This window comes from Pseudomonas sp. YuFO20 (assembly GCF_035064975.1).
In the GTDB taxonomy this organism is placed as follows: domain Bacteria; phylum Pseudomonadota; class Gammaproteobacteria; order Pseudomonadales; family Pseudomonadaceae; genus Aquipseudomonas; species Aquipseudomonas putida_AE.
In genome coordinates this window covers 16301-35056 of record NZ_JAXDEO010000032.1, presented here as the reverse complement: position 1 = coordinate 35056, position 18756 = coordinate 16301, and the positions used below count along the sequence as shown (strand labels likewise).

The 18756-nt window shown below is 60.5% G+C and carries 16 protein-coding genes and 1 pseudogene; 10 read left to right on the top strand and 7 right to left on the bottom strand.

What is annotated here, in order from left to right; all coding sequences use genetic code 11:
* Nucleotides 1-62: 62 nt before the first annotated feature.
* A pseudogene (gene katE / locus SOP85_RS18685) lies at nucleotides 63-2225 on the top strand (catalase HPII); the annotation flags it as partial.
* Between the two features lie 84 nt (nucleotides 2226-2309).
* On the opposite strand, the gene SOP85_RS18680 reads toward katE, so the two are convergent.
* From SOP85_RS18680 to SOP85_RS18665, 4 genes are read right to left on the bottom strand one after another with little or no spacing between them, the layout of a single operon-like run.
* Complete coding sequence (locus SOP85_RS18680) at nucleotides 2310-3023, bottom strand: PA5502 family lipoprotein (RefSeq protein ID WP_323627827.1); 714 nt, start codon at nucleotides 3021-3023, stop codon at nucleotides 2310-2312.
* Nucleotides 3024-3060: 37 nt separating this feature from the next.
* Entirely contained in the window at nucleotides 3061-3849 is a 789-nt protein-coding gene (gene znuB, locus SOP85_RS18675) for a zinc ABC transporter permease subunit ZnuB (protein ID WP_323627826.1), read from the bottom strand.
* The gene (gene znuC / locus SOP85_RS18670; RefSeq protein ID WP_274073830.1) at nucleotides 3842-4627 is read right to left on the bottom strand and encodes a zinc ABC transporter ATP-binding protein ZnuC; all 786 of its coding nucleotides are present in this window, start codon (nucleotides 4625-4627) and stop codon (nucleotides 3842-3844) included. Before znuC ends, znuB begins: the two co-directional genes overlap by 8 nt.
* Nucleotides 4627-5109, bottom strand: a complete 483-nt coding sequence (locus tag SOP85_RS18665; RefSeq protein ID WP_274073829.1) for a Fur family transcriptional regulator — start codon at nucleotides 5107-5109, stop codon at nucleotides 4627-4629. Before SOP85_RS18665 ends, znuC begins: the two co-directional genes overlap by 1 nt.
* A gap of 66 nt (nucleotides 5110-5175) precedes the next feature.
* Here SOP85_RS18665 and SOP85_RS18660 point away from each other — a divergent pair, with 66 nt between their 5' ends.
* A complete protein-coding gene (locus SOP85_RS18660; RefSeq protein ID WP_323627824.1) occupies nucleotides 5176-6096 on the top strand; it encodes a zinc ABC transporter substrate-binding protein in 921 nt (306 codons plus the stop codon).
* Nucleotides 6097-6204: 108 nt separating this feature from the next.
* Here SOP85_RS18660 and SOP85_RS18655 read toward each other — a convergent pair whose 3' ends face one another.
* Complete coding sequence (locus SOP85_RS18655) at nucleotides 6205-7155, bottom strand: homoserine kinase (protein WP_274073827.1); 951 nt, start codon at nucleotides 7153-7155, stop codon at nucleotides 6205-6207.
* 59 nt (nucleotides 7156-7214) lie between these two features.
* On the bottom strand, nucleotides 7215-7505 hold the full coding sequence (locus SOP85_RS18650; RefSeq protein WP_046818667.1) for a DUF2782 domain-containing protein: 291 nt from the start codon (nucleotides 7503-7505) through the stop codon (nucleotides 7215-7217).
* 74 nt (nucleotides 7506-7579) lie between these two features.
* On the opposite strand from SOP85_RS18650, the gene polA reads away from it, so the two are divergent.
* The gene (gene polA / locus SOP85_RS18645; RefSeq protein WP_323627822.1) at nucleotides 7580-10393 is read left to right on the top strand and encodes a DNA polymerase I; all 2814 of its coding nucleotides are present in this window, start codon (nucleotides 7580-7582) and stop codon (nucleotides 10391-10393) included.
* A gap of 336 nt (nucleotides 10394-10729) precedes the next feature.
* Here the strand turns inward: polA and yihA are convergent, their stop codons facing one another.
* A complete protein-coding gene (yihA, locus tag SOP85_RS18640; protein ID WP_046818665.1) occupies nucleotides 10730-11374 on the bottom strand; it encodes a ribosome biogenesis GTP-binding protein YihA/YsxC in 645 nt (214 codons plus the stop codon).
* Nucleotides 11375-11565: 191 nt separating this feature from the next.
* Between yihA and SOP85_RS18635 the strand changes: the two genes are divergently transcribed.
* The 7 genes from SOP85_RS18635 to SOP85_RS18605 all read left to right on the top strand — a co-directional run bounded on the left by SOP85_RS18635 (nucleotide 11566) and on the right by SOP85_RS18605 (nucleotide 18754).
* Nucleotides 11566-11856 carry a c-type cytochrome gene (locus SOP85_RS18635; protein WP_323627821.1) on the top strand — a complete coding sequence of 97 codons (291 nt, stop codon included), beginning with the start codon at nucleotides 11566-11568 and terminating at the stop codon, nucleotides 11854-11856.
* Nucleotides 11857-11899: 43 nt separating this feature from the next.
* Entirely contained in the window at nucleotides 11900-12529 is a 630-nt protein-coding gene (locus tag SOP85_RS18630) for a c-type cytochrome (RefSeq protein ID WP_274073824.1), read from the top strand.
* Nucleotides 12530-12729: 200 nt separating this feature from the next.
* The gene (locus SOP85_RS18625) at nucleotides 12730-13371 is read left to right on the top strand and encodes a thiol:disulfide interchange protein DsbA/DsbL (RefSeq protein ID WP_274073823.1); all 642 of its coding nucleotides are present in this window, start codon (nucleotides 12730-12732) and stop codon (nucleotides 13369-13371) included.
* A 14-nt stretch (nucleotides 13372-13385) separates the two neighbouring features.
* Complete coding sequence (locus SOP85_RS18620) at nucleotides 13386-14261, top strand: endonuclease/exonuclease/phosphatase family protein (RefSeq protein WP_274073822.1); 876 nt, start codon at nucleotides 13386-13388, stop codon at nucleotides 14259-14261.
* A complete protein-coding gene (locus tag SOP85_RS18615; protein ID WP_323627819.1) occupies nucleotides 14262-16184 on the top strand; it encodes a GGDEF domain-containing protein in 1923 nt (640 codons plus the stop codon).
* Between the two features lie 101 nt (nucleotides 16185-16285).
* Complete coding sequence (locus tag SOP85_RS18610) at nucleotides 16286-17065, top strand: N-acetylmuramoyl-L-alanine amidase (RefSeq protein ID WP_274073820.1); 780 nt, start codon at nucleotides 16286-16288, stop codon at nucleotides 17063-17065.
* A 75-nt stretch (nucleotides 17066-17140) separates the two neighbouring features.
* Entirely contained in the window at nucleotides 17141-18754 is a 1614-nt protein-coding gene (locus SOP85_RS18605; protein ID WP_274073819.1) for an EAL domain-containing protein, read from the top strand.
* Nucleotides 18755-18756 lie beyond the last annotated feature (2 nt).

The window sequence follows — 18756 nt, the reverse complement described above, 5'->3', positions numbered from 1 at the left end:
GATCAAAGGTCAGATAAAAGGAACGGCGCAAAACAACATCAGTCACTAATAAGGTCACTCGAAAAAAACCCGAGGAGTCTTGCCTGATGAGTACGAAGAAGCCTGCCGCCCCTAAAAGCGCACTGGCCGGGACCGATACCCCGGACCGCAGCAACACCAACACCAAGCTCGATAGCCTGGAAACATTTCGCTCCGACGCCACCGGTCAGGCCTTGCGTACCAATCAAGGCGTGAAGGTGGCAGACAATCAGAACACCTTGAAAGCAGGCGCCCGTGGGCCGTCGCTGCTGGAAGATTTCATCATGCGTGAGAAGATCACGCATTTTGACCATGAGCGCATCCCGGAGCGCATCGTGCATGCCCGCGGCACCGGTGCCCATGGTTTCTTCCAGTCCTACGAGAATCACTCCGTACTGACCAAGGCCGGTTTCCTGCAAGATCCTGCAAAGAAAACGCCGGTGTTCGTGCGTTTTTCTACTGTGCAGGGGCCCCGTGGCTCAGGCGATACCGTTCGAGACGTACGCGGTTTCGCCGTGAAGTTTTTCACCGATGAAGGCAACTTCGATCTGGTGGGCAACAACATGCCGGTGTTTTTCATTCAGGACGCCATCAAGTTCCCCGACTTTGTCCACGCAGTAAAACCCGAGCCTCACAACGAAATCCCTACTGGCGGCTCGGCCCACGATACGTTCTGGGACTTTGTCTCGCTGCAACCCGAATCCGCCCACATGGTGATCTGGGCCATGTCCGACCGGGCCATCCCGAAAAGCCTGCGTAGCATGCAAGGCTTCGGCGTGCACACTTTTCGCCTGATCAACGCCGAAGGAAAGTCGCGCTTCGTCAAATTCCACTGGCGCCCTGCCGCCGGGACCTGCTCGCTGGTGTGGGATGAGGCGCAGAAACTGGCGGGCAAGGACACCGACTATCACCGTCGCGATCTCTGGGAAGCCATCGAGATGGGCGACTACCCGGAATGGGAACTGGGCGTACAGGTGATTGAGGAGGAAAACGAACACGCCTTCGATTTCGACATCCTCGACCCCACCAAGCTGATTCCTGAAGAGCTCGTGCCCATCACGCCGCTGGGGAAGATGACGCTCAACCGCAACCCGGACAACTTCTTCGCTGAAACCGAGCAGGTGGCTTTCTGCCCGGGGCACATCGTGCCCGGGATCGACTTCTCCAACGATCCGCTGCTGCAAGGTCGGCTGTTTTCCTACACCGACACGCAGATCAGCCGACTCGGTGGGCCAAACTTTCACGAAATCCCGATCAACCGTCCGGTAGCCCCCTTCCACAACGGCCAGCGTGATGCGTTGCATCGCACCACCATCGACAAGGGGCGCGCGTCCTACGAACCAAACTCGATCGATGGCGGCTGGCCGAAAGAGACGCCCGCGGCCGCACAGGATGGCGGCTTCGAGAGTTACCAGGAGCGCATCGACGCCAACAAGATTCGTCAGCGCAGCGAGTCATTCGGCGACCACTTCTCCCAGGCTCGGCTGTTTTTCCACAGCATGAGCAAGCACGAGCAGGAGCACATCATTTCGGCGTACAGCTTTGAGCTGGGCAAGGTCGAACGGGAATTCATCCGCGCACGCGAGGTGAACGAGATCCTGGCCAACATCGATCTGGAACTGGCCAAGCGCGTGGCGCAAAACCTTGGCCTGCCGGCACCCAAAGCCGGAACGGTCGACGTACCGAAGATCTCGTTGGATCGTTCGCCAGCCCTGAGCCAGGCCAACTTGCTGCCGGGGGACATCAAGACCCGGAAAGTAGCGATTCTCGCGGCCAACGGCGTCGATGGCAATGCGGTCGATGCGATGAAAAAAGCCCTGGAAGCCGAAGGTGCACACGCCAAACTGCTCGGGCCCACCTCGGCGCCGGTCACCACTGCTGACGGCAAGATGCTGCCGGTGGATGCGTCGATGGAGGGCTTGCCGTCCATTGCGTTCGATGCGGTATTCGTGCCCGGAGGCGCGGCCTCGATCAAGGCGCTGAGCACCGACGGCGTGGCGTTGCATTATCTGCTTGAAGCCTACAAACACTTGAAGGCAATTGCCCTGCACGGCGAGGCGAAGCAACTGCTGGATGTGTTGAAACTGGAGGCTGATGCGGGATTGATCGTGGGAGCGGACGCCAAGTTGGCCAAGCCGTTTTTTGCGGCGATCGGCCAGCATCGGGTTTGGGACAGGGAGCCTAAGGCTAAAGCGATTCCGGCCTGACCCCTTCGCGAGCAAGCCCGCTCCTACATTGGATTCGTGACCGACACGGAACCAATGGGGGAGCGGGCTTGCTCGCGTAGCTTTTTACGGTTTGCGAGGGCTCAAGACCATCTGCGCCGGAACGCTGCGAATGATCTGCCGCTCCAGATTCAAATCAAACTTCGGATCGAGCTTTTTCACCCGCTTGGTCAGCAAGTTAGCCAACCATGGGTAATCATCGGTACGCGGCGCCTGAATGCTCACATCACACTGAAAATTCACCACATCGGCGGCGATAGCGTCCAGTTGGCGACGTAGTTTGGCCATATCATTGATATTCAACGCAACCGTCGTGCTCTCCGCCGTCAGGTCGATGACCTTGGCTTTTGGCTGGGCTTCGGCGGCTTTCAGCGCTGCTTCGGCTTTTTCCAGTTCAGCCTTGCGGGCCTCGGCGATGGCGCCATTGACCCCGCCGGTCAGTGCCGGCGCCTTGGGCATCAGCACACGGGCTCGGCTCAGGGCGGTGGCGGCGGCGTTCACATCGCCTTTTTGCAACACGATCTGGCTGCGCAGCAGATAGGCTTCGGCCAGCTGACGCTGATATTGCTCAAGGGATTGATCGTTGGGTGAATCGGCCTGCAATGCCGCCAACTGACCCTCGGCCGTGGCCAGTTCGCTGCTGGCCAGACTTTGTTCCAGCTGTGCAATGGCCGTAGCCCGCGCATCCGGGACCTCGGGGGCCGGTGGCGTGCTTTGGCAGGCGCCCAGCAGCAAAGAAAATGCGACAAGGAGCAGATAACGGGAGGCGAACGACTTCATTCCTGCGACTCTCTATTTGCGCAAAAAACGAGCAAGTCTACACCCCTCGACGGGGCAGAACAAAACTCAGCAGAAACAGCGCGGCGGCTGTCACTACGATCGATGGGCCCGCCGGGGTGTCCTTGAACCAGGACATCGCCAATCCGCCACATACGGCGAGTACGCCCAGCAGGCTCGCACCCAGTGCCATTTGCTCCGGTGAGCGGGCGTGCCGTTGTGCCGCAGCCGCCGGAATGATCAACAACGACGTGATCAGCAACACGCCGACGATTTTCATCGCCACCGCAATCACCACGGCGATCAACAGCATCAGCGCCAGGCGCAAACCCGCCACCGGCAGCCCTTCGACCCTCGCCAACTCTTCGTGCACAGTGATTGCCAGCAATGGCCGCCACAATGTCACCAGCAACGCCAGCACCCCCGCGCTACCCCCGAGGATCCACGCCAGATCGGTCGGACTGATCGCCAGCAAGTCACCGAACAGATAGGCCATCAGGTCGATCCGCACTTCGTGCATGAAGCTTAGTACCACCAGGCCTAAAGAGAGGGTGCTGGGTGCGAGAATACCCAAAAGCGTGTCGGAGGCCAGCGGCTGGCGTTGTTGCAAGGTCACCAGCAACACCGCCAGCAACAAGCAGCCGACGGTCACGGCCACGGTCGGGCTGACATCCAGCAGAAAACCCAGCGCCACGCCGAGCAATGCCGCGTGAGACAGGGTGTCGCCGAAATAGGCCATGCGCCGCCAGACCACGAAGGAACCCAAGGGGCCCGCCACAACCGCCAGGGCCAGACCTGCAAGCAGGGCGTAGAGCAGAAAATCAGCCATGCTTGCAGCTATCTCCATGAACATGGGTATGGCCCGAGGGGGGCGCCTTGACCACCGAGCCGTGCAAATCGTGGGCGTGGTCGTGATGGTGGTGATAAATCGCCAGGCTTTGTGCGTTTTTTCCGAATAGTTCGACGAAGGCCGGATCGCCGCTGACCTGCTCGGGGTGGCCGGAGCAGCAGACATGGCGATTCAGGCAAACCACCTGGTCCGTGGTGCTCATCACCAGGTGCAGATCGTGAGAAACCATCAACACGCCGCAGCCGTGACGGTCTCGCAGGCGGGTGATCAGGCTATAGAGTTCTGCCTGACCGGCCACGTCGACGCCTTGGACCGGTTCGTCGAGCACCAGCAATTGCGGCTCGCGCAACAAGGCCCGGGCCAACAGGACGCGCTGCATTTCACCGCCGGAAACACTTTGCACGGGGCTATCGATCACCTGTTCGGCGCCGACTTCCTTGAGCGCGGCCAAGGCCATCGCCCGGTCCACACCCGGCACCAGGCGCAGGAAGCGCAGGACCGAGAGCGGCAGGGTCGGATCGACATGCAGTTTTTGCGGCATGTAGCCCACCCGCAGTTTCGGCTTGCGCCAGACGCTGCCGCTGTCGGGTTTCAGCAGGCCGAGCACGGCACGCACCAGAGTGGTCTTGCCGGCGCCATTGGGGCCGATCAGGGTCACGATCTGCCCTGGTTCGACGCTCAATTCGATGTTATCCAGCACAGGTTGGCCGGCAAAGGTGACGGCAACCTGCTCGAGGCGGATCAGCGCGTTACTCATCAGGCCCCCTGGCAACCCGAACAGAGACCGATCACTTCAACGGTCTGGCCTTCGACGACAAACCCGACGTCCCTGGCGCTGGCGATGATCGCGTCGCTGATGGATTTCTGTTCGAGTTCGATGGCAGCGTGGCATTCACGGCAGATCAGGAACTGGCCCTGGTGGGCGTGCGCCGGGTGATTGCAGCCAATGAAGGCATTGAGCGAGGAGATGCGGTGTACCAGACCGTTTTCCAAAAGGAAGTCCAGCGCGCGGTAGACCGTGGGGGGTGCAGCCCGGCGCCCGTCCTGCTCACTGAGGACCGCGAGAATGTCGTAGGCCCCCAGCGGTTTATGGCTTTGCCACACCAGTTCCAGCACCCGCCGACGCAACGCGGTCAGGCGCAAGCCTTTGCGTGCGCACAAGGCATCGGCCTCAGACAGAGCGCTGTGAACGCAATGAGAGTGGTCGTGGGGACGACTTGCAATCGGTGTTTTAGGCATGAGCGGCGACGAATTTTGTGAGAGACGTTATTATATTACCCGTTCTCGCCTCTTCGAGTGGTCATCGTGTCCCGACTTTTTTCCATCTTTGTCGCTTTTTTTGCAAGTTTCCTGCTGCTCGGTTCGGCGCAAGCCGAGGTCAAGGTCCTCACCAGCATCAAGCCGCTACAGCTGATCGCCGCTGCCGTACAGGACGGCGTGGCGATTCCGGAAGTCCTGCTGCCACCCGGCGCCTCGCCGCATAACTATGCCCTGCGCCCGTCCGACGTACGGAGGGTGCAATCGGTGGATCTGCTGTACTGGATCGGTCCGGACATGGAAGGTTTCATGCCGCGAGTGCTCAATGGTCGTACCTTGCCGAGCGTTGCCGTGCAGGACCTTCCTGGCCTGAAACTGCGACATTTCGCCGAGGACAACCACTCCCATGCCGAAGAAACCGACGAACATGACCACGACCATCGCCCAGGTACTCTGGATGCGCATTTGTGGTTATCGCCGGTCAACGCCCGGGTCATCGCGGCGAAAATGGCTGCGGATCTGAGTGCCGCCGATTCCGCCAACGCGGCGCGCTACCAGAGCAACCTCAAGGCCTTTGATGAGCGCCTGGACGCGTTGGATGCACGCTTGAAGCAACGTCTGGCGGGTGTTGAAGGCAAACCTTACTTCGTATTCCACGAGGCTTTCGACTACTTCGAAGACGCCTACGGCCTCAAGCACGCCGGCGTGTTCAGCGTCGCGGCCGAAGTGCAGCCCGGCGCCCAGCACGTCGCGGCGATGCGCGCGCGGTTGCAGGAAGTCGGCAAGACCTGCGTCTTCAGCGAACCGCCGCTGCGCCCACGCCTGGCGGAAACCCTGGTGGCGGGCCTGCCGGTGAAACTGGCGGAACTGGATGCGCTGGGCGGGTATACGCCGGCGACTGCCCAGGGGTATGAGCAGGTGCTGGAGAAGTTGGGGAATGATTTGGCGGGATGCCTGGAGTCGTTGTAATTCGAAAACTGCGTCGCCCCATTCGCGAGCAAGCCCGCTCCCACATTGGACCGAGTGCTTCCAGATGGAACGCGGCCCTATGTGGGAGCGGGCTTGCTCGCGAAGCTTTTAAAGGGCGAACGGCAACGGTGTATTGACCTTCTGCCGCTGCGCCAACCGCAGCTCGAACTCCATCGGATCGTGGATCAACACGTCCTGCCCGGCAAAAGACTCCGCCGCGATCAAGCGCGACAACCAGAAGCGTACGCACGCCACCCGCAGCATGGTCGGCCACAACTCGGCTTCGGCCGCGGTGAAAGGACGCAATGCGGCGTAAGCACCCAGCAACGCCCGCGCCCGTGGCCCGTCGATCAAGCCGTCATCGTCGGAGCACCAGTCGTTCAAGGCAATCGCCACGTCGTAGAGCATCGGCCCCGAGCAGGCGTTGTAGAAATCGATCAGCCCGGTCAGGTGCGTGCCTTCGAACATCGCGTTATCGCGGAACAGGTCGGCGTGGATGTTGGCCCGTGGCAACGCGAGGATTTTCTCTTTCTGCTCGGTGATTTCTTCCAGTGCCCGTTGCAACAGATCTTTCTGCTGCGGTTTGAGGTGCGAAAGAAACTGCGTGCCTTCTTCCAGCATCCAGTCCAGGCCACGATCGGTCTTGCGCTTGATCATGTTGGCCTGGGTCGCCAGGTGCAGGTGCGCCAGCAACTCACCCACTTGGCTGCAATGCTGCGCATTGGCTTGCTTGATGTGCTTGCCGGCCAGGCGCGGTTGCAACAGCGCAGGCTTGCCGGCCAGTTCGCGCAGGGCCACGCCGTCGGTGGTACGCAGGGCGTAAGGCACCGGCAGGTCGGCCTGGTGCAGCACGTCGAGCAATTCGATGAAGAATGGCATCTCCTGCACCGGGCCACGCTCGATCAGGGTCAGGACGAATTCGCCCTGCTCCAGGCTGATAAAGAAATTGGTGTTTTCGCTACCGGCGGCAATCCCCTGGAAATCAAGCAGGCGGCCGAGGCCATAAGGGGCGAGAAAAGCTTCCAGCTCGGGCCGAGCCAGGGGGGTAAACACAGACATGGTTAAAACTGCCAGTACGAGGCGCTGCTCTTGAGCCAACGCCGGTTTAAATTAAGAAACTACTTCCACTCGAAGATCTTCCACGACGGTATCAGCATATCCGGCTGATCCGAGCGGATGAAGTTTGCATCGGTCCCGTCTGCGCGCACCAGGAAATAAGGCGGTGCGCCCTTGGGCGTAACCTTGATCGCATACAGGAAGCCGTTCTGGCGGTATTCCTGGATGACCTTGTCGCCTTCCGTGCGGATCGTAACTTCCGGCTCTGGTGTCGGTGCATCGTCCGCCGCCATGACGGCCAACGGTGTGATTGCAAACAAGCCAGCCAGCAACAGGCGATTTAGTGTGCGCATGATAACCTTGTCCCTTTGTCGTCAACGGTCCCGCTATTCTAGCGCCGGACCCGCCGAAAAGGTTGATCCTGCTCATGAGCCAAGCCCCCCTCGTCCTGGTGGACGGTTCTTCTTACCTGTACCGCGCCTTTCACGCGCTGCCACCGCTGACCACGTCCAAAGGCCTGCCGACCGGCGCCGTCAAGGGTGTGTTGAACATGCTCAAGAGTCTGCGCAAGCAGTACCCGGACAGTCCCTTCGCCGTGGTGTTCGACGCCAAGGGTGGGACGTTTCGCGATGACATGTACGCCGAATACAAGGCCAACCGGCCGAGCATGCCCGACGACATGCGCGTGCAGATCGAGCCCCTGCATCAAAGCGTGATCGCCCTGGGCTTCCCGCTGTTGTGCGTCGAAGGCGTCGAGGCCGATGACGTGATCGGCACGCTGGCCCGCAGCAGCGCGGCGGCCGATCGCCCGGTGGTCATCTCCACCGGCGACAAGGACATGGCGCAACTGGTCGACGGCCACATTACCTTGGTCAATACCATGACCGGTAGCAGCATGGACGTAGAGGGCGTGAAGGAGAAATTCGGCGTCGCTCCCGAGCAGATCATCGACTATCTCGCACTCATGGGCGATTCTTCCGACAACATTCCGGGCGTTCCCGGCATAGGTCCAAAGACCGCTTCCGGCCTGCTGGTGGGCGTGAATGGCGGCCTGACCGAGCTCTACACGCAGCTCGACATCGTCCCGACCCTGCCGATCCGTGGTGCCAAGACCCTGCCGGCCAAGCTCGAAGAGCACAGGGAGATGGCCTTCCTCTCCTATCAACTGGCGACCATCAAGGTCGATGTACCGTTGGACATCGGTCTCGATGACCTGCAGATGGGCGCGGAAGATCCGGCCAAACTCTACGAGCTCTACACCCTGCTGGAATTCAAGAGCTGGCTGAACGAACTTGATCGGGACGCCAAACGTCTTGAACTGAGCAGTGCTGCCGCCGAGCCTGCGCCGGCTGCAGACCTGTTCAGCGCATCCGAGGCCGAGGTCGAGACACCGGCCGCCGCCCCTGAGGCCGCTTATGAAACCATCCTTGATCAGGCCCGTTTCGACGTCTGGCTGGAAAAACTCAACAGCGCCAAGCTGTTCGCCTTCGACACCGAAACCACCGGCATCGATGCGCAACAGGCGCAGCTGGTAGGCCTGTCGTTCGCCGTGCAGGCCAACGAAGCCGCCTACATTCCGCTGACCCATTCCTACATCGGCGTGCCAGAACAACTGGACCGCGACACTGTGCTGCGCGCCCTCAAGCCAATTCTGGAAGACCCGAACAAGCTCAAGGTCGGCCAGCACGCCAAGTTCGACATGAACATCCTGGCCAACTGCGCCATCGGTGGCGATCAGGCCAACGGCATCACCGTGCGCGGCATTGCCTTCGATACCATGCTTGAGTCCTACGTGCTCAACTCCACGGCCACTCGCCACGACATGGACAGCCTGGCGTTGAAATACCTGGATCACACCACGGTGAGTTTCCAGGACATTGCCGGCAAAGGCGCCAAGCAGCTGACGTTCGACCAGATTGCCCTCGAGCAGGCCGCCCCGTACGCCGCCGAGGACGCCGATATCACCCTGCGCCTGCATCAGGCGCTGTTCGAGAAGCTCAACGCCATTCCGAGCCTGGCCAGCGTCCTGACCGACATCGAAATCCCGTTGGTGCCGGTACTGGCGCGTATCGAACGCCAGGGCGCGTTCGTGGATGCCGCGCTGCTCGGCGTGCAAAGCATCGAACTGGGCGACAAGATGGTGGCGCTGGAGCGTGAAGCCTTCGAGATCGCCGGTGAGGAATTCAACCTGGGTTCGCCCAAGCAACTCGGCGTCATCCTCTACGAGAAGCTCGGCCTGCCCGTGCTGAAGAAGACCGCCAAGGGCCAGCCGTCCACCGCCGAAGAAGTGCTGGCCAAACTGGCCGAGGACGACTACCGGCTGCCGAAAGTGCTCATGGAATACCGTTCCATGAGCAAGCTCAAGAGCACTTACACCGACCGTCTACCGGAACAGATCAATCCGCGTACCGGCCGCATTCACACTTCATATCACCAGGCCGTTGCATCCACCGGGCGCTTGTCCTCCAGCGATCCGAACCTGCAGAACATCCCGGTGCGCACGGCTGAAGGGCGGCGCATCCGCCAGGCCTTCGTCGCCCCGACCGGCTACAAGCTGCTGGCTGCCGACTATTCGCAGATCGAACTGCGGATCATGGCGCACCTGTCCCGCGATGAAGGCCTGATGAATGCCTTCCGTCACAACCTGGACGTGCACACCGCAACCGCCGCCGAAGTGTTCAAGGTCGAACTCACTGACGTGACCTCCGACCAGCGCCGCAGCGCCAAGGCGATCAACTTCGGCCTGATCTACGGCATGGGCGCGCAGAAACTCGGCAAGGACATCGGTGTCGATACCAAGACGGCCAAGGCCTATATCGATACCTACTTCGCCCGTTACCCCGGAGTTCGCGAGTACATGGACCGCACCCGCGCCCAGGCCGCGGATCAAGGCTATGTGGAAACCTTCTTCGGGCGCCGGCTGTACCTGCCGGAGATCAATTCGAACAAGCCGCAGGAGCGTGCAGCCGCCGAACGCACGGCCATCAACGCACCGATGCAAGGCACGGCCGCCGACATCATCAAGAAAGCCATGGTCGCTGTGGATAACTGGCTGACCAGCTCCGGCCTCGACGCCAAGGTCATCCTGCAGGTGCACGATGAATTGGTGCTGGAGGTGCGTGAAGATCTGGTCGAGCAGGTCAGCGAAGAGATTCGCCTGCACATGAGCGGCGCGGCGAAACTGGATGTGCCATTGCTGGTCGAGGTCGGGGTGGGCAATAACTGGGATGAGGCGCACTGAGTCGCCGATGCTGCTGCGGCATGATGCCGCGGCAGACTGCGCAAACGCTGCTTAGTCCAAAAGGCGCTTGGGGTTATTCCAAAGCGCGCGAAAAAAAATTGAACTAATTCTGCTTCCAGCCACTCAGATTTACTGAATGGCTGGTGAAGCCCTTCGATGCTCCTATGTTGTGTTAAGTGTTGGCAGATATCTGGACCCCGCCCTAGCGGTCTAGAACTTGAACCCCGGAACTTCCCCCTCCCCATTGAAGTCCGGGGTTTTTTTTGCCTGTAGAAAACTGCCTGCTGCGATCAAGCCGCACTGGCCTGACCGCACTTCAGACTATTTTTTACACACTTATCCGGTGACTTCTTCGGCGCCCTTGTCCGCCAGTTCCATCCAGCCTGCCAATACAGTGTAGGCGTCTTCCAGGCCCATGCGTTTGGGCGCCGAAAACAACTGGATCGTCACGGCATCGCCCCAACCCTTGCGGATTTCCGACTGCACCTTGAGCAGCGTGTTCTTGGCCGCGCCGTAGGTCAGCTTGTCCGCCTTGGTCAGCAGGATGTGCATCGGCATGCCGGCGGCAACGGCCCAATCGAGCATCAGCAGGTCGAAGTCGGTCATCGGGTGACGGATGTCCATCATCAGGATCAGACCCTTCAAACTCTCGCGACCACCCAGGTAGGCCTCGAGGTGACGCTGCCAGTGTTGCTTGAGCGGGATCGGTACTTTTGCATAACCGTAGCCCGGCAGGTCGACCAGACGGCGTTCATCGTCTAGCTTGAAGAAGTTCAAGAGTTGCGTGCGCCCCGGGGTTTTCGAGGTGCGCGCCAGGCTGGCATGCGTCAGGGTGTTCAGGGCACTGGACTTGCCGGCGTTGGAACGCCCGGCGAAGGCGACTTCGAAGCCTTCGTCATCCGGACATTGGTCGACTTTGGCGGCGCTGAGCATGAAGGTGGACTGTTGGCACAGACCGAGGATGGGATTCTTGAGTTGCATGGGATTTCCGATGTGGGCGGCGCCAGGAATAGGTGCGGCAAGCAGTGTCGCTTCCGTTTCAGTGACGCCAGTATATAATGCCGCAGATTTTGTGTGCGCTTTGTCCCGACGCAGGATGAAGTTCACGAGAGCGACAGACCTTGATTGCGCACTAGAACGCAGATCGCTCTCAACCCTGAAAAGGTCGTTTTATGACGAAATGGCTGCTAGCTGCCGCAATCCTGATGCCGCTTCACAGCGCGCAGGCTACACAGGATCCGGAAGCTGTGTACAACCGTGTTTGTGGTGCCTGTCATTCCGGCCAACTACCCATGGCGCCCCGCAAGGGCGATCAGGAAGCTTGGACGCCGAGGTTGGCGAAAGGTATGGAGACGCTGGTGCAACACGTGACCCAGGGTTTCAAGGCGATGCCGCCGCGTGGTTTGTGCATGGACTGCAGTGCCGAGGATTACCAAGCCATCATCCACTGGATGAGCGAGTAAACCCGGTCCATAACTTAACCCTTAGCCGTAGTTGGATTAGCTGATGAACAAATTGATCGTGAGTCTGCTGTTGACCGTGGGGATCTCCGGCATTGCCCATGCTGCAGGTGAGCCAGTCAAACCTGGTGACGCCGCCGCAGGCCAGGCAAAAGCCGCCGTATGTGGCGCCTGTCATGGCCCGGATGGCAACAGCATGGCGCCTAACTTTCCAAAACTGGCAGGCCAGGGCGAACGCTACCTGACCAAGCAGTTGCACGACATCAAGTCGGGTAAGCGCACCGTTCTGGAAATGACTGGCCTGCTGACCAACCTGAGCGACCAGGACCTGGCGGACATCGCGGCCTACTTCGCCAGCCAGAAGGGCAGCGTCGGCGCCGCCGACCCGAAAGTCGTGTCACGCGGTGAAGCACTGTTCCGCGGCGGTGATCTGGCCAAGGGCTTGCCATCGTGCACCGGCTGCCACTCGCCCAACGGCGCGGGCAACGCAGCTGCCGGCTTCCCGCACCTGGGCGGTCAACACGCTCAATATATCGCCAAGCAGCTCACTGACTTCCGCAAGGAAGAAGGTGGCCGCAATAACGACGGCGATACCAAACCGATGCAGAGCATTGCCAAAAAGCTGAGCGACGAAGACATCGCGGCAGTGTCCAGCTACATCCAGGGCCTGCACTAAGACCGGTGAATCGGGCGTTGATCGGGATCTTCAACTCCTGCAACGTTAACGCTCCATTAATCCGTCGCAGCAAGTATAAAAAGGGTGGCCTTGGCCGCCCTTTTTTGTGGCCGCTGCCGTTACACTACAGAACTCAGGCCCGCCATGATCTGTCTTAATCCAGGTCCCGCGAGGCGATAAAATTTGTCCAGGAGTAAAGCATGCGTAATCTGATCATCAGCGCCGTTTTTGCCGCTGCCAGCCTGCTCGGCATGACTGCCCAAGCCGCTGAAGCCCCCGCCGCACCTTACGTCGAGCTGAGCAATCCGGTGCCGGTCGCCGTGCCTGGCAAGATCGAAGTGGTGGAGCTGTTCTGGTACGGTTGCCCGCACTGCTACAAATTTGAACCGGTGATCAATCCCTGGGTGGAAAAACTTCCATCCGACGTGAATTTCAAGCGTATCCCGGCAATGTTCGGCGGCCCTTGGGATGCTCACGGTCAAATGTTCCTGACTCTCGAATCCATGGGTGTCGAGCATAAGGTTCATGCTGCGGTGTTCAAGGCGATTCAGGAAGAACACAAAAAATTGACTACCCCGGATGAGATGGCCGAATTCCTGGTCACCCAAGGCGTAGACAAGGATAAATTCCTCGCCACCTTCAATTCCTTTGCCATCAAGGGCCAGGTCGTTCAAGCCCGTGAACTTGCCAAGAAATATGAAATCACCGGCGTACCAACCATGATCGTCAATGGTAAGTACCGTTTTGACATCGGCTCTGCCGGCGGTGCCGAACAAGCCCTGCAACTGGCCGATAAACTGGTCGACCAAGAGCGAGCGGCTAACAAGGCTGCCGCCAACTAAGCGAGGCGCCTGCCATGCGCCGCTGGGGAACCGAACGTGTCGTTGGCCTGCATGATCCGCAGGTCAACGAGCATCACCTGGAATCGACGGGCCTGCCCGCAGACAGCCGTCTGCGCTTGCTCAGCTTCAATATCCAGGTCGGTATCAGCACCGAGCGGTATCGGCATTACCTGACCCGGGGCTGGCAACATCTGTTGCCGCATACCGGGCGTGCGGACAATCTGCAAAAAATCGGCAATCTGCTGGGCGACTTCGATCTGGTCGCCCTGCAGGAAGCCGATGGCGGCAGCCTGCGCTCAGGCTACGTCAATCAAGTCGAACACCTGGCCCAGCTCGGTGCCTTCCCCTACTGGTATCAACAGCTCAATCGCAATCTCGGTCGCCTGGGCCAGCACAGCAACGGTGTGCTCAGTCGCCTGCGTCCATGGGCGATCGAGGACCATCCACTGCCGGGGCCGAAAGGTCGCGGGGCGATTCTGGTGCGCTTCGGCGAAGGTCCGGAAGCACTGGTGGTGGTCATGATGCACCTGGCACTTGGCGCTCGTACCCGCAGCCTGCAACTGGCTTACATCCGCGAGCTGATCGGTGGCTACAAGCACCAGGTATTGATGGGTGACATGAACACCCACGCCAGTGACCTGCTGCAAAACTCTCCATTGCGCGACCTTGGCCTACTGGCCCCGCAACTGGATGCGACATTCCCCAGCTGGCGCCCGCAGCGCTGCCTGGACCATATTCTGCTGAGCCCGAGCCTGACCCTGGAAAAGGTCGAGGTGCTGGCGCAACCCATTTCCGATCACCTGCCGGTCGCGGTAGAGATTCGTCTGCCGGGTTCGCTCACGGCCGATGCATTGCCCGCGTTGAGTCCTGCCCCCCCGCGGAACCCATGAATGAGCGAAGAAGCACAGCGCTGGAAAGAGAAGTACCTGCAAAGCATCGAACAACAGGAAAAGCTCGAACGTCGCTGGGACGCCCGGCTCGACCTGCTGCGCCGGGGCCTGGTGCGCAGCACGCTGGCAGCGGAAGGCACCGACCGCGTCGTTGACCAATGCATGAAGGAGATGCGCGAAGTCGTGCGCACCGACGACATGGACGCCGGTCTTGCCGCCCTGCTGCCTCGCCTGGAAAAAGCCGTACTCGACTCCGAGCAGCGCCGGGAAACCCGGATCAACCAGACCAGCGCCGCCCTCAACGCCCTGGTCACGCAGCTGCAGACATTGCCTCTGCCCCGGGAAGTGAGCCGCCCCCTCAAGCACTTCGCCAAGCAACTGGATAGCCGTGTCAGCCAGGCGCGTGAGATCCCGTTGCTGCTCGGCGAACTGAGCGGGCTGCAAGGCAAGGCCCTGAGCCAACTGGAGAGCCCGGCGGAACCCGAACGCCCTGGCCTGCTGCAGCGGCTGTTCGGTCAACGTGAAGCCGAAGAAGCCATACCCGCGCAACAGGCGCTTTTCGCGCACACGGGCGAAAACGTTTTGGCGCCTGTGGTCGCGCCCCCGCCAGTCATTGCTGACACCGCGCCGCAGGCGACTCCGGACATTCCGGCTGCAACCCAGCCTGAAGCTGTTGCGCCAACCCTTGAGGCGCAGCACGCGCCTGTCAAACCCGTACCTCAGACTGAACAGGCACTCAATCCCGACGAATTGAGCCCGGCGCTGTTGCTCGACACCCTGCCGCTGCCCGCGCCCATGGCCCAGGCCCTGGCAGCCATCGATCCGCAGCAGCCCGAGCAAGACATGCTCTACGCCCTGCCCGACTCGCCCGAACCGTCCTACAGTTCTGTGGCCAAACACATCGAAGACACCCTGTTGGGCTTGCTCGACGACCTGACACTACCCGAGCGTCATCGTCCACAAGCCGAATCGATGCGTGAACGTCTGAAAAATGGCTTGAACTGGTACGAGTTGCTACCGATTCTCGATGATCTGGCGACGTTGATGCTGGCCATCTCCGACAGTGGCCAACATGAATTCGAAGCCTATCTGCAGCGGCTCAATGAACGCCTGGAATCGTTCCAGAGCAATCTGCAGGCCGCCAGCGCCGGCCATGCCGACAGCCGATCCGCCGCCCATGCGATGGACACGCAGATTCGCGAACAGGTCGACGGCTTACAGAGCAGCGTGCAGGAAGCGGCCGACCTGGATGATCTCAAGCACGTCCTGGAGAACCATCTGGAAGGCTTGCTCGGCACCATGGACCAGCACCGCCAGCAGCGCGACGAGCGTGAGCAGGAGGTGGCTGCCCGCCTGCACAGCCTGGCCGACCGGGTTGCGCACATGGAACAGGAAGCCCAGGGCTTTCGCGAGCACCTCGAAGAGCAACGCCAGAAAGCCCTGATCGACCCGCTGACCGGCCTGCCCAACCGCGCGGCCTGGAGCGAACGCCTGGAGCATGAGATCGGCCAATGGCAGCAGCACGGCAACACGCTGATGCTGGCCATGCTCGACCTTGATCATTTCAAGCGCATCAATGATAACTACGGGCACCTGGCGGGCGACAAAGTGCTGAAAATCATTGCCAGTGTGCTGCGCAAACGCCTGCGCGGAACGGATTTCATTGCGCGCTTTGGCGGCGAGGAGTTTGTCCTGTTGATGCCGTCCACAGTTCCGGCGAACGGCCTGAAACTCCTGGAAACTCTGCGCGCCGCTATCGAAGCTTGCCCTTTTCACTTCAGAGGTGAACCGGTAACGATAACCCTCTCCATCGGCCTGGCGGCATTCAAACCCGGTGAGCATAGCGATCTGGTGCTCAAAAGAGCCGATCAGGCGCTATACCGCGCCAAAAATGCCGGGCGAAACCGGGTGGAGTTGGGCTGAAGGCTTTTGCCCCATTTTGTTCAAATCGTTGCGATCGGCCAACACGCACAAGGCAGTACGTTACACTGTTGCATTACTGTCTTTAGCGCGTTGGCTTTCCCATGAAATATCTTGCTCTCATCGTGTCGCTGATCCTGTTGGCTGGTTGCGCCAGCGGCCCCCGATACGACACCAGCCACGCTTCGGCCAACCACGACAGTCGCATTCAGTTCGTCGTGCTCCATTACACCTCCGCATCGCTGGAGCGCTCGCTGCAACTGCTGACCCACGGCGAAGTCAGCAGCCACTACCTTGTCGGCGACGACAAGAACGCGACCATCTACAAGCTGATGGATGAAAATCTGCGGTCCTGGCACGCCGGGGAAAGCCAGTGGCAAGGCCGGACCTGGATGAACTCCAGTTCCATCGGTATCGAAATCGTCAATCCAGGCTTCAAGGACACCCCGACCGGGCGCCTGTGGTACCCCTACACCGAAGCGCAGGTCCAGTCCCTGGTCGTCCTGCTCAAGGACATCAGCCAGCGCTACGCAATCAGCCCGCGCAACATCGTCGGACATAGCGACATCGCCCCCCTGCGCAAGCTTGATCCAGGGCCACTGTTCCCCTGGAAGCGCCTGGCTGAGCAAGGGATCGGCATTTGGCCGAACGAGCAAGCCGTAGCGCGCCAGCAAAGCCGCTTCGAAACACAGCTGCCGAGCATCAGCTGGTTCCAGTCACAACTGGCCCGCGTCGGTTACGACACGCCGCAAACCGGCGAACTGGATGTCGCTACCCGCCATGTGCTGGCGGCCTTCCAGATGCATTTTCGACCGTCGCGCTATGACGGTACGCCGGACGCACAAACAGCTGCGATGCTTCAGGTATTAATTCAGACAAAATAATGACGATCGCCCGACGGTCAGCGCGTTTCTCAAATAGCAGCTATAACTCATTGGTAATTCGTCGGATATTCCATAATGACTGCTGCTCGAGAGACACTCAGAAGTTGGTTCTATCGCCCCTGGTTTCTGGCGATGCTGGCTGCTGTCTTGAGCGCTACCCTGATGATGGCCGGCAGTTACTTCGTTGCCATCCACCAGGTTGAGCAAAACGAAAGCTGGGAAATGAACGCCCAGGGCGAACGCTTTCTCGCCCGGCTCGAGCAACTGTTCGGGCAATTGCGCGAAAGCCTCGATGACCTGGAAGCCCAGCCACTGCGTAGCTGTGACGACGACATGATCGCGACCCTGCAGCAGGTCAGCTTCAATTATCGCTTCGTCTATGAGGCGGCCTACATGGACGACTCGCGAATCTGCTCCAACCGTCCACGCCAGGAAGGCCTGTCACTGTTACGCCCACCGGACATCAAAGGCCCCACCTACACTTACTGGTTGAACACCACTACCGAGCCGGATGAAAACCGTGCCGCGCTGATGCTCGGACGCGGCAACTTCCGGGTCGCGACCTCCCGCGGCCATTTGACCGACATGGTCGACCTGTCGCCCGGAAGCAGCCTGCTGGTGGTACTGGATCATGGCACCCGGGCCATTCCGGTGCTGGGCGTCGCGCAAGCCTGGCCACCGACTGGCCATTGGCCGCCGGAAGCCCGCGATGCGCTGCAGGTCACCCAGAACAGGCTGATTTACCGCATGCCCACCGACAACCCGGAATACCAGCTGGTGCTGATCAGCCCGCGCAGCGGCACCCATATACCGCCCGTGTGGTGGTGGCTGCTGCCGGCCTGCGTGCTATTGGCACTGTGCGTGGGTTTCCTGGTGTTCTTGCTGGTGCGCCAACGCCAGTCCCTGGACGCTGAACTGACGGGCGCCATTCGTCGAGGCGAGTTGCAGGTACTGTATCAACCGATCTTCGACCTCGACAGCCGCAACTGCGTCGGGGCCGAGGCCTTGCTCCGCTGGCGCAGGCCAGACGGCACCCTGACCAGTCCCGACCTGTTCATTCCGATGGCCGAGAACACCGGGCAGATTCGCCAGATGACCGACTTTGTCCTGCAACGCCTGCTCGAGCAGCTGGGGCAACTGCTGCGGGCCAATCCGCAGTTGTATATCTCGGTCAACCTGGCGGCCTGCGACGTCATGGTCCCGCGGATCGGCCAGGTGATGGCCCGCCTGTTGACCCTGCACCGGGTCGCGGCCAAGCAAATTGCCTTCGAGGTCACCGAACGCGGATTGATCGACGTGGTGGTGGCCCGGGAAAACCTGCAAGCCTTGCGCGATGTCGGGCATCAGGTACTGATCGATGACTTTGGCACCGGTTATTGCAGCCTCGCCTACCTGCAAACCCTGCCAGTGGATTGTCTCAAGATCGACAAGGCGTTCATCGATGCCCTGGGCCATGACGCGGCGAGCAGCGGTGTCGCCCCGCATATCATTCACATGGCTCAGTCACTGCACTTGAAGGTGATTGCCGAAGGCATCGAGCATGAAGCCCAGGCGGCGCTCCTGAGCAGTGAGGGGGTGAAGTTCGGTCAGGGCTGGCTTTTCGCCCATGCTCTGAGCGCGGTACAGTTCATCGAGCTGATTACCCGAGGCCGCCGACTGGCTGGCCGACGCCTGGATGACGAAGCGTAAGA

Coding starts and splice junctions, on each gene's coding strand:
- SOP85_RS18680 (WP_323627827.1), bottom strand. CDS start 3,023: ATGAAGTCGTTCGCCTCCCGTTATCTGCTCCTTGTCGCATTTTCTTTG.
- znuB (WP_323627826.1), bottom strand. CDS start 3,849: ATGGCTGATTTTCTGCTCTACGCCCTGCTTGCAGGTCTGGCCCTGGCG.
- znuC (WP_274073830.1), bottom strand. CDS start 4,627: ATGAGTAACGCGCTGATCCGCCTCGAGCAGGTTGCCGTCACCTTTGCC.
- SOP85_RS18665 (WP_274073829.1), bottom strand. CDS start 5,109: ATGCCTAAAACACCGATTGCAAGTCGTCCCCACGACCACTCTCATTGC.
- SOP85_RS18655 (WP_274073827.1), bottom strand. CDS start 7,155: ATGTCTGTGTTTACCCCCCTGGCTCGGCCCGAGCTGGAAGCTTTTCTC.
- SOP85_RS18650 (WP_046818667.1), bottom strand. CDS start 7,505: ATGCGCACACTAAATCGCCTGTTGCTGGCTGGCTTGTTTGCAATCACA.
- polA (WP_323627822.1), top strand. CDS start 7,580: ATGAGCCAAGCCCCCCTCGTCCTGGTGGACGGTTCTTCTTACCTGTAC.
- yihA (WP_046818665.1), bottom strand. CDS start 11,374: ATGCAACTCAAGAATCCCATCCTCGGTCTGTGCCAACAGTCCACCTTC.
- SOP85_RS18635 (WP_323627821.1), top strand. CDS start 11,566: ATGACGAAATGGCTGCTAGCTGCCGCAATCCTGATGCCGCTTCACAGC.
- SOP85_RS18630 (WP_274073824.1), top strand. CDS start 11,900: ATGAACAAATTGATCGTGAGTCTGCTGTTGACCGTGGGGATCTCCGGC.
- SOP85_RS18625 (WP_274073823.1), top strand. CDS start 12,730: ATGCGTAATCTGATCATCAGCGCCGTTTTTGCCGCTGCCAGCCTGCTC.
- SOP85_RS18620 (WP_274073822.1), top strand. CDS start 13,386: ATGCGCCGCTGGGGAACCGAACGTGTCGTTGGCCTGCATGATCCGCAG.
- SOP85_RS18615 (WP_323627819.1), top strand. CDS start 14,262: ATGAGCGAAGAAGCACAGCGCTGGAAAGAGAAGTACCTGCAAAGCATC.
- SOP85_RS18610 (WP_274073820.1), top strand. CDS start 16,286: ATGAAATATCTTGCTCTCATCGTGTCGCTGATCCTGTTGGCTGGTTGC.
- SOP85_RS18605 (WP_274073819.1), top strand. CDS start 17,141: ATGACTGCTGCTCGAGAGACACTCAGAAGTTGGTTCTATCGCCCCTGG.